This is a genomic window from Streptococcus merionis DSM 19192 (assembly GCF_000380085.1).
Classification (GTDB): domain Bacteria; phylum Bacillota; class Bacilli; order Lactobacillales; family Streptococcaceae; genus Streptococcus; species Streptococcus merionis.
In genome coordinates, this window is record NZ_KB904539.1 from 162,564 (window position 1) to 176,094 (window position 13,531).

Here is a 13,531-nt window from a genome sequence, read left to right on the forward strand (position 1 = left end):
ATGGAGACATTACTCACAGAGATTTTAGCATTTATTGCTAAGCGAGAGAAGACGGTGATACGCATTTGTGGTCATGGCGGATCTGGCAAATCGACCTTCGCTCAACAACTGTTACAGGCTTTACCAGCAGGTGAGGCAAATCTGTTATCCTGTGACCCATATATTATATTAGGGAAGTACAGTCAAGACGCCTTGCTATCCTATGACATTGATGGCCAGTCTACTCAGCATGCTATTACAGCCTGCCATCCTTTACGACATGAATTGTCTGGCCTCAGACGAGATTTGCAAATGCTGGCTGCTGGTATGGATATTTTGACGATAGATACGCCTTGGCAAGCTCAGGAGCGTCTTATGGCTAAACGCTCGGTTACTATTGTCGAGGGGATGACACCGACTTTTTTAGAGGCAGATTTATTTGACTTGTCGATTTTTATCTATACTGATGGGGAGACAGAATTGATGCGGCGTCTGGCTAGAGACACGAGCCAGCGTGGTCGCGATGCAAGCTTTGTCCAACAGACGCATGCCCATCGCAGGCGACAGTATGAGCTTTACATGGCTCCCTTGATGTCAACTTTTGATCTAGTTATCAATCAGTCGGCTAACGATTTTGTAGTGGAGCGCAGCATTTTTTCAAGAGATTAAAGCTAAAAGCTATAAGAGATTATAAGTTTTTGAAAGCTAGAAAGGGGCTGACAATTCAGCCTTTTTAGTTTACAATAAAAGAGATGAAAAAAACGATGATTGAACTCAAAAACCTGTCTTTTAAATATGATGCTCAGGCTGAGCCGACCTTAAAAAATTTGGATGTGACCATTGCTGAGGGCGAGAAAGTCTTGATTGCTGGGCCGTCTGGTTCAGGAAAATCAACCTTGGGGCAACTTCTGAATGGCATTATTCCCCACATCTACAAAGGGGAGATGTCTGGGGAGTTTTTGCTGGCAGGTCAGCCAGCTTTTGGCCTGTCTATCTATGAGAGGTCTCAGTTAGTGTCAACTGTTTTGCAGGATACGGATGGCCAATTTATCGGTTTATCAGTAGCGGAGGACATGGCTTTTGCCTTGGAAAATGACATGGTTGAGCAAGCTGACATGAAGGTGCAGGTTGCTAAGTGGGCTGACCAATTGGAATTGACTGACTTCTTGCATCAGCGCCCTCAAGATTTGTCGGGTGGACAAAAACAGCGGGTCAGCTTAGCAGGTGTTCTTATTGATGAGAGTCCGATTTTGCTCTTTGATGAACCGTTGGCTAATCTGGATCCACAGGCTGGTCGCGATACGATTGCACTCATCAAGCAGTTGCAAGCTGAAACTGGCGCGACGACCGTGATCATTGAGCACCGTCTGGAAGAGGTGCTAGCTCTTGAGCTGGATCGGATTATCTTGATCAATGAAGGCAAACTTATTTTTAACGGCACACCGAGTTCGCTTTTAGCGACGACCTTGCTGGTGGAAAATGGGATTCGTGAGCCACTTTACTTGTCTGTATTGAGGGAGCTGGGTTATGACCTAACAGCTGATAAGCCATTGGACAAGCTGAATGCGCTGGATGTGACAGGCTTGACTGCTCTGCCATTGCCCCAAGAAAATCAGCCTTCCGCTAGCGATGTTCGACCGATCCTGAGCGTACGAAACTTGAGTTTTGGCTATACGGACAGAATGGTTCTCAAGGAAATTGATCTGGATTTGCGGGCTGGAGAGCGTCTGGCTATTGTCGGAAAAAATGGTGCAGGCAAGTCAACACTGGCTAAAGCGCTTTGTCGGTTTGTGGAGGCGGATGGAGAAATCCTCTGGCAGGGACAAGATATTTCTGGCGATTCGATCAAGGAGCGCGCCGAACGTATCGGCTATGTCCTGCAAAATCCTAATCAGATGATTAGTCAGACCATGATTTTTGACGAAGTGGCACTTGGTTTGCGTTTGCGTGGTATTGATGAGGCAGAAATTGAAAAGCGCGTGCACGATGTTTTGAAGGTCTGCGGTCTGTATACTATGCGTAAATGGCCGATTTCAGCTCTATCATACGGGCAGAAGAAGCGCGTGACGATTGCTGCTATTTTGGTCTTGGGAGCTAAGGTGTTACTATTGGATGAACCAACGGCTGGTCAGGATCAAGCTCACTATCAGGAAATGATGGCCTTTCTGGATGACTTAGCTAAGGCTGGGCACACCATTGTTATGATTACCCATGATATGCAATTGATGTTGGAATACAGCGATCGGTGTATCGTAGTTTTAAATGGTCAGATTATAGCAGATCAATTGCCAGTTGCGGTGTTATCAGACCTGCATTTGGTTAAGCAGGCTCACCTGAGGGAGACCAGTATTTTCACACTAGCCCAGCGTCTAGGCATGGATCCGATTGAGCTTAGCTATTTTTACAAGGAAAGGAGTCAGCAGGATGGCATCTAATCCTAAGATTCTCGGTTATCAGCCGGGACAGAGTTTTATCCATGAGATGTCAGGGGTCAGCAAGTTGATTTTCTTTATCCTTGTCTCAGTGTCTGTTATGGCAACTTATGATACACGCTTGATTTTAGCAGTTGCTTTAGCTAGCATGGTCTTATTTCACTTATCAGGTATCAAATGGCGTCAGATAACCTTTGTTCTGGCCTTTATTGGTATATTTTTAGTTATCAATCTGGTAACCATTTACCTTTTTAGTCCGGAATACGGTGTGGGCATTTATGAAAGTCGAACGTTACTGGCACAAGGCTGGGGAAGATTTACAGTAACGGCTGAGCAACTCTTTTACCTCTTTAATGTTTTTATCAAATATTTCTGTACAGTACCCTTGGCTATTCTTTTTTTGATGACGACACATCCTAGTCAGTTTGCCTCCAGTCTTAATCAGATCGGTCTATCTTACAAGGTAGCATATGCAGTTAGCTTGACGCTCCGCTATGTACCAGACCTGCAGGAAGAATACAGCATGATTAAGAAAAGTCAGGAAGCGCGTGGATTGGAATTATCACAAAAAGCTAAGCTAAGTCAGCGGATCAAAGGAAACCTGCAAATCATCTTGCCTCTGATTTTTAGCTCCCTTAACCGCATTGAGACCATCTCAACCGCCATGGAGCTTCGTCGATTCGGTCAACACCCAAAGCGGACTTGGTACACTCAGCAGGCCCTGTCAAAAATAGATTACCTAGCTATTGGCTTAAGTCTCTTGGTACTCATCGTCACGCTTAGTCTTTTTGCTCTCAATGAAGGAAGATTTTACAATCCGTTTTAAGGTTATCTATATCAAAAAAGCTAGCAGTGAATCACGACAAATGCAGGAAGAAAATTTCCTTTTCAGGAATCTATTTTCAATTTGTAGTGTTACGATTTTGAGAAAATTGTAGTACACCTACCCGTTGATGAGAGAAAATCTAATAGTTCTTTTAAAAAACTATGAAATTGTTTTAAAAATTGCACTTATGAAAAACTGGATAAGTGCAATTTTTTATGCACCTGTCCTGACAGTGAGTAGCAAAGCAAGTGTCAAAGAAGCTCCAGTGGATGATTTTTGTCCTATTCTCTGATTTTTAGCAAATATAGGCCAGTTGATCAATTTTTTCTAGAAATCTCAATGCAATCTTAAGACGATGTAATTTTTATGTATGGTTTTCTTAGACCCCCTTGACTGCGGTTACACGGTGTGTTTTAATGAGTGAGGTGGTGATTAGAGTTAGTTCTAATCACAAAAAACGAAGCAAAGGGAAAAGATCATTTATGAAGAAACAATTTATCCTCCTCAGTGTTGCAGCGATTGGGATAACACTCTCTACTCCTGCCTATTCTGCTGATACGGCGAGCCATGTGCTGGCTATGCAGAAAGATCCGCAGAAGAAGCTAAATTCCGAGTATATGGAAAAGTCTTCTTTAAGCAACGCGGACTTTATCAAAAATTTGGTAAAAGAAAAGGGGCAAGATGCCGTTGTATCCATCTGGAAGCTCGGTGAAGGATCAGAATACAAATCAGGCATAAAACTACAAGATTTAGAGAAAGCACTACCTGAAAACACACAATTTGTGGTTATCAATCATAAGAATAGCCATGAAAATACCGTTTTCATCGTCAACAAAAACGATGAAATCATTAATTCTCAAGAAGAGTATGATGATCTTTTTAAAGATCGTAACTTCCTTCTCAATACTGGAAAGACGGTTCACACTAGCTTTAATATCGCTTCAGACCTTAACCTGCGTTATTTGTTGGCAGGTGGTGGTCTACGTACGGGAGGAATTCAACGGTTAAAAACTTCTGGAGTGCAGATTAATTCCCAAAGGATACATTTTTCTACGGATTTAACTCATTTTTCAGAATACATAACCCTTGAAAAATACCAGCAAAATGATGCAAAGTTGATTGAGCTGATTAAGAAAGCAGGAATTGATGCTCAAGCGGACAGTGATGAAGAGAAAGTCAAGAAATGGCTGATCTATATCCTGAACACGATTTCTTATGATTATAAGGCCTACTATAGTGATAAATATGCCGACTATCTCAGAGCATCAAACATTTTTTCAGTTACAGACCATCAAACAGCCATGTGTCTAGGTTTTGGTGTGACGACAGCTCGTGCCTTAAATCTTATGGGAATACCTGCTTACCAGGTGGAAGGTCAGCTTGGACTAAATAATCGCTCCAGTGGCTCTCATGCGGCTACTCGTGCTTACTTTGGTAAAGAGTGGCACACCATTGATTCGACTACAGGTTGGTCTTTAGGAGAAGAGCATCGTGCACATAACGAAAGCGCTTACAAAGAGAGGATTGATACTTACAACATCCTTGATGTAAGTCATCGGAACGCGTCGTTCAATGTGAGCAATCCCCAAGGATTCATGACAATCAATGCCGAGTTTGAAAACTGGGCGAAGAAGCAGGATACTAAAACTTTGCTGTATCTCAACTCAGAGGTTGCGTTAAAAAACAGAGTTCCTCATATGATTTCAAAGGATTTGAAAGAAAACTTGATGATGAGACGTCAAGAGCTGGTTCAAGCTCTGAAAACAGTTGCGGATGCAACCTACGATAGTTCGAATGAATGGAGAGGTCAAAAGGCGAAAAGTTTTTTAGAGACACTTTTAAAAGATACTAAGAACCTCCCAAATGAAGAGCTGGACTTAGAAGATTATGATAAATACAATAAAGCTCTCAATGTTACTTACCCATTTTATGGACAACTTACTACTGACAAAACATTGTCTCAAAAACTGGAACCGTTAGAGCAACAAGCGAAAATTCTCCATGAATTAGAAGAATTAAAACAAAACCCAAACAAACTAAGCCAAGAAGAACTCGCTAAGAAAACAGCTGAATTGCAAGCTCAAAAAGCGAAGGCAGGACAGAGTGAGGCAGACAGACTAGCACAAGCAGTAGCTAAGCAGCAAGCAGAGGAGGAAGCACAAAAAGCGGCTCAAAAAGAGCAAGAAGAACAAGAACGCCAACAAGCAGAGTTAAAAGCTGCTAAAGAAAAAGCAGAGCAAGAAAAAGCAACTCAATCGGCAGCAGCTCAGCCACAACCCGAATCGCAATCGCAGCAAGTAGACTCAGAAGGAACTGTTCGAGAAGGAGCTACAGACTCACAAGCTACTTTACAGGCTCAAGCGGAAGAGGCAGAGCGTGCTGCTAAAGAAGCAGCAGAAAAAGTTGAAGCAGCTAAGAACGAGTTGGTTCAAAAACAAGCAGAATTAGAACGTCTTACCCAAGAAGCCACAGAAAAAGCTGATACCATTCAGGCAGAAGCAGCTCAACCGCAATCTGAATTGCCAGCGCAACAAGAAGAATCAGAAGGAAGCGTTCAAGACGAAACTACAGATTCACAAACTACCATGCCAGTTCAGCCATCAGACCAAGAAGTTGCTGCCCAATCAGCAGCTGGAGAGACTAGCACAGCTCAGACAGAATTACTTCAACAACAGGCTGATTTGCAAGATCAAACAGCAGAGGCAGAGCGTGCTGCCCAAGAAGCCGTAGCAAAAGCTAATGCTGCTCAGGCAGAACTAGCCCAAAAACAAGCAGAAGCAGAGCGTGCTGCCCAAGAAGCCGTAGCAAAAGCTAGTGCCGCTCAGGCGGAGTTAACCCAAAAACAAGCAGAATCAGAACGACCTGCCCAAGAATCTACAGAAAAAGCTAATGTAGTTCAGGAAGAGTCAACTCAGCCACAACCCGAACTGCAAGAGCAACAGGTAGAATCAGAAGAAAGCGCTCAAGACGAGACTACAGATTCACAAACTACCATGCCAGCTCAGCCATCAGAACAGGAACTTGCTGGTCAATCAGCAGTTGAAAAGGCTAATACGATTCAAGGGGGATCGGATTCATCAAGTGCTCCAATTACTCCGCAGTCAGAAGATAAAGGCTCAATGAAGTCAGATTCTACTGCACCAAAAGGATTAGAAGAAGGAAGTGATCAAAAAGCATCAACTCAGAAACAGGAAGAATCATCAGACCAACAGAGTGCAAGCACCAAACAAACAAAAAGCACCTCAAACCAAGCTAATCAAGCACAAAATCATCTTCCCAAAACGAATGTTATCAACAACCCGTTGTTACAATTGTTGGGCACTGTTCAGTTAGTATTTGCTTTACTCTTAAAACTTGTTCACAGAAAATCGAATAACTAAATGGATAACATGACCTTTCTGGCTTGAAGCTATATCATGTTTTCACTTTAAAAAGGATGTTGTGCTATTTCTAGAGGCCTTTTCGACAGTGTCTAGTCGGAGGTTTAACAGAATGGCTGACTAGATTGTTTTAAAGTGGATTGTCTATATCACCAAAAGACCACTGCTCAAATAGATAAGCAGTGGTCTTTTGGATTATTGTGCTATATCGGGGGTAACGTCTTCAGGGGAAGATTTGGCAAGATTTTCTTGAGTAGCTTTGCCTTCTTCAAGCAAAGCTTCAACGATCTTACGGTCACGTAACATGACAGAATCATTGATGGTCTGGGCTGACTTGACAATTGTTGCTTCAAGTTGTTGACGTTGGGCACGGCCATTATTGATGGCTTGGATGATGCCCTCGTTTTGCGCAACAAGGCTCTCGGCCAACTTAGTGACCGTTTCTACAGCTAAGGTTGGTCGTTGAGCAGTAGCCTCCATGCGCGGAATAGCTTCCTTACTGGTCTCAGCTAACATTTGAAGCGCAGCATTATTGGCATTGATAATAGCATCAGCAGTGACTTCGGCCTTAACTGACTGTTGGAGCATGCCGAGCTGAGCGATAGAGAGTTTCATGGTTGGAATGGTATTGCGACGAATCATGCCGAGTTTTTGCTTCATGTCTGAAGAAACTTTTACCAGATTGCGCATCTGTGGCGTAGTAGCCCAAGCGACATAGAGACGACTGATGTATTCGGTACGTTGCTGCTCTAGTGAATTGACAACCTCTGTTATCCGCATCATTTCTTCATTTTTCACTTGATAGTCAACAGATGTTGGATCCAGTAAAGCCAGTTCATTTTGAAGTTTATGAGCACGCTGACTAGCTTCGCGACCGCTGGCTTCAACAAAGGCAATAACGCCAACTAGGTTTTCAATAGAATTGGTATTTTCTTCAATCAGTAGCTCAGCTGAGACAATATTGCGCGAAAGGGTATCCTCGTTTTTGGCAACACTAGCTGCGAGACTGTCCATGCGATTCTCGATTGATTGTGCTTCAAAGTAGAAATCCTGAATAGTGTTTTTACTTTGCTTGAAGAGTTTTTGGAGGAGGTTTGGTTTCTTTTCTAACTCAGCGGCTTCCGCTACGTTTTTGTACTTCGCAACAAAGCCATTTAACTCACGGTTGGTGTTTAAGAGCATCTCATCCACTTGAGGGATTTGGATGTTCTTTTGTTCTTTGAGAATGTGATTGACGGTCTTATTGACATCATCAACAGCTTCCTTACCAAAATCCAAAAGACTGTTTTGGTTTTCAACAAAGGTATCAACTAAGGACGGCACGCGACTTGAAATCGCCTGTTTTTGCTCATCGGTCAATTTATCAAAGAATGAGAGACTATCAGCCTCACCTTCAGTAGTTTGTTGGATAAGCTCCGTTGTTTTATCTGTTGGAACAGCAGCCGAATTGGCAATTTTATCAATATCAAAGTGAAATTCTTGAGACATAAAAACTCCTTGTTTGTTAGTTATTAGTATTCACAGCTTAGCACAGTTACTCAAATCTGTCTTTAGTTACTACTCATCGTTGTTTTAGGACTAGGCTAAATCTCAGTCCTAAAAAAGCCTTGATGATCGAAAAAGTTCTTTTGGTTTAAAGTATCTAGATGGTAAATTCTTACGATTTTTGACAGTCTGCCTATTCTGTGCTTAATTCTCATTCTGTAGCATGCGCAAGCTAATTTCGAAATTCATCATATCATTTTCGTTGATTTGACGCAGGGTTTGGGTGAGAATTTTTTGGCCGTTTTCAAGAGAAAGTTTCGCACGGTCAAGACGTTCCTGTGCTTTGAAATACTGGCTTGGATCTTCCTTTATTTTAATATAGCCGTCAAGAACATCATTGAAATTACGCATGTTGCTCTGGTGAATGGCTAAGAGCTCATTTTTATTGGAGAGTTCGGATTGTTCCAGCTTGGCAACGATCTGCTCGTTACTTTTTGCAAGCGATGTGTAAATTTCAAGGACCTCAGGTGCTATTTGCTGGATATAGCGAACCCTAGTTAAGGTTTCGCTCGCCTTATCATCAGCGGCTTGGTAGATGTAGTCAGGATTGGAAGTTGTGTCTTTAGGGCGCAAGAAAGACATCACCCGCTCAGCATCTGGAAAGATGTCCTCGACCAAGTTGAGCACCCCATCTGTCACATCCGTCAGAAAGTTCCCTTTGGGTTGCAAAGCAGAAGCGATATGAATCATACTGATGACTTCTTGGTAACGCTGAGGAGCCATTTTGTCTCCGTGACGCTCAATCAACTCACTCAATTCTTTGGAATCGTGATTGATTCTCTTATAAAGTTTCGGGTACTGGCCTTCCTCGTTATTTTGCTTCAAATTGCGAACGTAATCGAGCCCGAGTTTCAGATTAACTGATAGTAATTCTATTTTTTTGAGTTCTGTTTTTGTTTTGTAGCGAAGTCCACCGATGATAGCAGCAGCTACAGTTGCAGTTGGAACAGCTAACCACATTAAAATATATAATAAATCAAGCATAGTGTCTTATTGGCAAGCGCCAGTATAGTCCCTCCTCCCACATTCTTTCTATCAAATTATACACTGAAATGGCGCTGGATACAAGCTTTTAACAGGTTTTATGGAAGAAAAAGAGCTGTGAAGGTTTTCTAAAATCCGAAGATTTTAAAGCGTTCCACAGCTCTCTGAGAGGCTTGATAAGTGAGCTAGACTTTATTTGGATCACGGACAATCAGTAAATCCACACGGGCGTTGCGCATGATGTATTCAGACGAAGACCCAATCAGCAAACGCTCAAAGCTGTTAAGACCAGTTGCCCCTAGTAAGATGAGGTCAACATTTTCACGATCAGGGATTTCCTTAGCCAGAAGTGGGCGAGGATCGCCTAATTCAAGCACGGATTTCACATGTTGCAAACCAGCTTCGCGAGCACGCTCTTCGTATTTTTCCAACTGAACCTTGGCCTCAGTTTCTAAATTGACATAAACATTGGTGTCAAAGGCTGAGTAGGTGTGAAGGGCGCGATTATCGATGACATGAGCGATCACAAGTTGAGCCTGATTACGCCAAGCAACATTAACAGCTTTTTCAAAAGCCAGCTCTGCTTCTGGTGAGCCGTCAACAGCGACCATGACGCATTGATAAGTTTGAATCATAAAAATCCCTCCTTTTTTAGGGTGCAAGTAGAAGACTGCTTTGGTCAAGCAGAATTCTAGTTCTCTTTGTAAGTCTATTGTAAACCTTTTTAGAAAAAATGTAAAGGCTTACAATTAAAAAATAAATCTTAGTTTGGTTTATCGCTAATCTAATCATTCTAGCAAATTTCTAGGAAAAATTTTGTATAAAAAGATAGTAAGCGTTTGCGATACAGGTTGGCCTATGCTAGACTATGATAAAAGATAGAAAGCCTATAAACGTAAGAAAACATTTTACTAAAGTATCAGTCAAGGAGGAGAAGCATGAAATTAAACGGTCCTAGAATTTTTATCCTGCTCTTATTTTTGTTTGTCACTGGTTTAAATTGTTACCAGATTTTTGTGAAAAATAATCTGCTTTATTGCTTAGTCGAAGTTTTCTCCTTTTTCTTACTGTTGATGGGGTTATATAGAACGTCAGATAGAAGAAAATGAACTGACTCTTTTCTAGCAGTAGTGTTCTCTTTTGTATCAAGAAATGTAAGTGCTGATTTTATTTTGAAAAGCGAACGATGAATAGCAGAAAACTGGCTTTGGGTGAAAGTCTAGAGACATTTTGGTAAGGCCTCCATTCATTAGCTTTTATGAGTCATTTAAATTTTTTCCTGCTTAGCATTTTCAATGAAGTTAAGCAACAGTCTTTTAATTGTTTAATCCTCAAATTTGCGCTACAATAGAAAGCAGATTCCGTGGAGGACACTATGAAAACATTTGATAAATCCAGTAAACTTGATCATGTGGCCTACGATATTCGTGGACCGGTGCTTGATGAAGCCAATCGCATGAGGGCAAACGGTGAAAAGATTTTGCGGTTAAACACAGGTAATCCAGCTGAGTTTGGGTTTTCTGCGCCAGATGAAGTGATTCGCGACCTAATCTCTAATGCACGCCATTCCGAAGGCTATTCAGACTCTAAAGGCATTTTTCCTGCCCGAAAAGCAGTCATGCAGTATTATCAACTTCAAGGGATTCAGCATATTGATGTTGAAGACATCTACATTGGTAATGGTGTGAGCGAGCTGATTTCCATGTCAATGCAGGCTCTTTTGGATAATGGAGATGAGGTCTTAGTTCCTATGCCAGATTATCCGCTATGGACTGCCTGTGTCAGCTTGGCAGGTGGCCACGCGGTGCATTATGTTTGTGATGAGGCGGCCAATTGGTACCCTGATCTAGACGACATTCGCTCTAAAATCACTAGTAATACCAAGGCGATAGTTTTGATTAATCCGAATAATCCGACTGGTGCTGTTTATCCCTTTAATATTTTGGCTGAGATTGTTGAAATTGCTCGCCAGCACGATTTGATTATCTTTTCAGATGAAGTTTATGACCGTCTTTTGTATGATGGTCGTCGTCATATTCCTGTGGCAACCCTGTCTGATGATGTTTTGACAGTAACGATGTCTGGACTGTCTAAGTCTCATCGGATTGCAGGCTTCCGTGTCGGTTGGATGTTAATATCTGGAGACAAAAGGCGGGCTAAAGGCTATATTGAAGGCCTTAATATGCTTTCTAATATGCGCCTGTGCTCCAATGTTTTAGCTCAGCAGGTTGTTCAGACCTCTTTGGGAGGTCATCAGTCCGCAGACAAACTGATTTTGCCAGGCGGTCGTCTTTTTGAACAGCGTAATTTTATCTACAAGGCCATTAACGAAGTGCCGGGCTTATCAGCAGTCGAGCCTCAGGCTGGCATGTACATTTTCCCTAAAATTGATAGCCAGATGTACGATATTTCAAATGACGAGCAGTTTGTGCTCAATTTCCTCAAGGAAGAAAAGGTTCTGTTGACCCACGGTCGCGGGTTTAACATGGCAACACCAGATCATTTCCGTATTGTCTTCTTACCTCGTGTGGATGAATTGGCAGAGCTGCAAGAAAAATTGACCCGTCATCTTTACCAATACCGACGATAATGTCAAAGGAAGTGAGAGGGAGTGGGAAAGAACTCGAACAACCCAAAAAGAGTTCGTTTTCTCACCCCTCGCACAGTTGATTAGGTCAGATTTGGAGTGTAAAACACGAACAAATCTGCCAATCAACCACTGCGCTAAGGTGTTTACGCAAACGATGAGAGGTGAGATTGGACTTGAGCCCAGCCTCTCTCACTCTTTTTTTATCAGAGCAGGAAGTTGTTTTCCGAACAAATCTACGCAACCGTTCGTCAACTGCATGAAAAGTAAGAAAATTATATCCCCTAAAACAATAGGAAATTTTCTGATAATTAATTGCAGTATAGGTCAGACTTTGTTATAATAAGGGTAATCAAAAACAAGGTGGACATTATGACAACTCTATTAGAGAAAACACGTAGTATTACAGCGATTTTGAAACGTTCTGAGGAACAGTTGCAAAAGAAATTGCCCTACAATCCGATGGTTGAGGAATTAGCTGATATCATTGATTGTAATGCTTGTATTATCAATAGTTCAGGAGAAATCCTGGGCTACTTTATGAAATACAAGACCAATAATGACCGTGTTGAAGAAATCTTTGAAAAACATCAGTTTCCAGAGCATTATATCCGCTCAGCTGCAATGATTTACGATACAGAGGCGAACTTGCCTGTTGATAGTAACTTATCTGTTTTTCCAGAAGAATCGCTTGATATTTATCCCAATGGCTTGACAACGATTGTCCCAATCCACGTTTCAGGAATTCGGTTTGGCTCTTTAATCATTTGGCGTAACGATAATAAATTTGAGGACGAGGATCTCATTTTGATTGAGATGGCGTCAACCGTTGTCGGAATTCAGTTGCTCAACTTCCAACGTGAAAAGGGCGAAGAGAGCATTCGTAAGCGCACGGCTGTTAGCATGGCGGTCAACACGCTTTCTTACTCTGAGATGAAGGCTGTCTCAGCGATTTTACGCGAATTAGATGGAAACGAAGGGCAGTTGACCGCATCCGTCATTGCAGACCGCATCGGTATTACCAGATCAGTCATTGTTAATGCTCTGCGTAAGTTGGAGTCGGCTGGGATCATTGAGAGCCGCTCACTAGGAATGAAAGGAACCTATCTCAAGGTGCTCATTCCAGATATCTTCGAGGAGATCAAGAAACGAGATTATTAAAATGACCAAGAAAGCTTTAATCTTGATTGATTATACCTATGATTTTGTAGCTGAGGATGGCAAATTGACGGCTGGTAAACTAGCACAGGTGATTTCAGAGCGGATTGCTCAAGTCACCCAAGAAGCCTTTGAGCAAGGGGATTATATCTTTTTTGCCATAGATTCACATGATGAAGCTGATAGTTTTCATCCAGAAAGTCGCCTCTTTCCTCCGCACAATATCAAGGGAACGAGCGGACGGCAATTGTATGGCCCTTTGGCAGATTTTTATGCAGAGCATCAGGATGATGCGCGGGTCTTTTGGATGGACAAGCGGCATTATTCGGCTTTCTCAGGGACGGATTTGGATATTCGCCTTAGAGAGCGAAGGGTCGAAACTCTTGTTTTGACAGGGGTTTTGTCGGACATCTGTGTCCTTCATACAGCTATTGATGCCTACAATCTCGGGTATAAGATAGAGATTATTGCATCAGCTATCGCTTCTATCACAGAAGAAGCGCACGCTTTTGCACTGAATCATTTGGAACATGTGCTTGGTGCGACCATTTTGCCTTAGACTCGGTATAGTGCATGATGTTGGAAATGGACTGTAAAAGCTGTTGAAATTAGTGGATTTGAGTTTGCTTAGCAGTGATTT

11 protein-coding genes are annotated in these 13,531 nt (G+C 42.1%); 8 read left to right on the forward strand and 3 right to left on the reverse strand.

Annotated elements, in window-relative coordinates:
- From A3I5_RS0102630 to A3I5_RS0102645, 5 genes are all read left to right on the forward strand, one after another.
- Positions 1 to 648 (forward strand): uridine kinase family protein, encoded by a 648-nt coding sequence (locus A3I5_RS0102630; RefSeq protein WP_018373073.1) that lies wholly within the window; start codon positions 1 to 3, stop codon positions 646 to 648.
- A gap of 83 nt (positions 649 to 731) precedes the next feature.
- Entirely contained in the window at positions 732 to 2,414 is a 1,683-nt protein-coding gene (locus tag A3I5_RS0102635) for an ABC transporter ATP-binding protein (RefSeq protein WP_018373074.1), read from the forward strand.
- Positions 2,404 to 3,237 carry an energy-coupling factor transporter transmembrane component T family protein gene (locus A3I5_RS0102640; protein ID WP_018373075.1) on the forward strand — a complete coding sequence of 278 codons (834 nt, stop codon included), beginning with the start codon at positions 2,404 to 2,406 and terminating at the stop codon, positions 3,235 to 3,237. Before A3I5_RS0102635 ends, A3I5_RS0102640 begins: the two co-directional genes overlap by 11 nt.
- 127 nt (positions 3,238 to 3,364) lie before the next feature.
- Positions 3,365 to 3,529 carry a hypothetical protein gene (locus tag A3I5_RS12780; protein ID WP_156809061.1) on the forward strand — a complete coding sequence of 55 codons (165 nt, stop codon included), beginning with the start codon at positions 3,365 to 3,367 and terminating at the stop codon, positions 3,527 to 3,529.
- Between the two features lie 190 nt (positions 3,530 to 3,719).
- Positions 3,720 to 6,617 (forward strand): transglutaminase-like domain-containing protein, encoded by a 2,898-nt coding sequence (locus A3I5_RS0102645; protein WP_018373076.1) that lies wholly within the window; start codon positions 3,720 to 3,722, stop codon positions 6,615 to 6,617.
- A 195-nt stretch (positions 6,618 to 6,812) separates the two neighbouring features.
- Here the strand turns inward: A3I5_RS0102645 and A3I5_RS0102650 are convergent, their stop codons facing one another.
- From A3I5_RS0102650 to A3I5_RS0102660, 3 genes are all read right to left on the reverse strand, one after another.
- A complete protein-coding gene (locus tag A3I5_RS0102650) occupies positions 6,813 to 8,105 on the reverse strand; it encodes a toxic anion resistance protein (protein ID WP_018373077.1) in 1,293 nt (430 codons plus the stop codon).
- A 201-nt stretch (positions 8,106 to 8,306) separates the two neighbouring features.
- Positions 8,307 to 9,146, reverse strand: coding sequence for a hypothetical protein (locus tag A3I5_RS12050; protein ID WP_018373078.1), 840 nt, complete (start codon positions 9,144 to 9,146; stop codon positions 8,307 to 8,309).
- Positions 9,147 to 9,331: 185 nt separating this feature from the next.
- Positions 9,332 to 9,781 (reverse strand): universal stress protein, encoded by a 450-nt coding sequence (locus A3I5_RS0102660; RefSeq protein WP_018373079.1) that lies wholly within the window; start codon positions 9,779 to 9,781, stop codon positions 9,332 to 9,334.
- 740 nt (positions 9,782 to 10,521) lie between these two features.
- Between A3I5_RS0102660 and A3I5_RS0102670 the strand changes: the two genes are divergently transcribed.
- From A3I5_RS0102670 to A3I5_RS0102680, 3 genes are all read left to right on the forward strand, one after another.
- Positions 10,522 to 11,736, forward strand: a complete 1,215-nt coding sequence (locus A3I5_RS0102670) for a pyridoxal phosphate-dependent aminotransferase (RefSeq protein ID WP_018373081.1) — start codon at positions 10,522 to 10,524, stop codon at positions 11,734 to 11,736.
- A gap of 369 nt (positions 11,737 to 12,105) precedes the next feature.
- Complete coding sequence (gene codY / locus A3I5_RS0102675) at positions 12,106 to 12,894, forward strand: GTP-sensing pleiotropic transcriptional regulator CodY (protein WP_018373082.1); 789 nt, start codon at positions 12,106 to 12,108, stop codon at positions 12,892 to 12,894.
- Position 12,895: 1 nt separating this feature from the next.
- On the forward strand, positions 12,896 to 13,450 hold the full coding sequence (locus tag A3I5_RS0102680) for a cysteine hydrolase family protein (RefSeq protein WP_018373083.1): 555 nt from the start codon (positions 12,896 to 12,898) through the stop codon (positions 13,448 to 13,450).
- Positions 13,451 to 13,531: the final 81 nt, after the last annotated feature.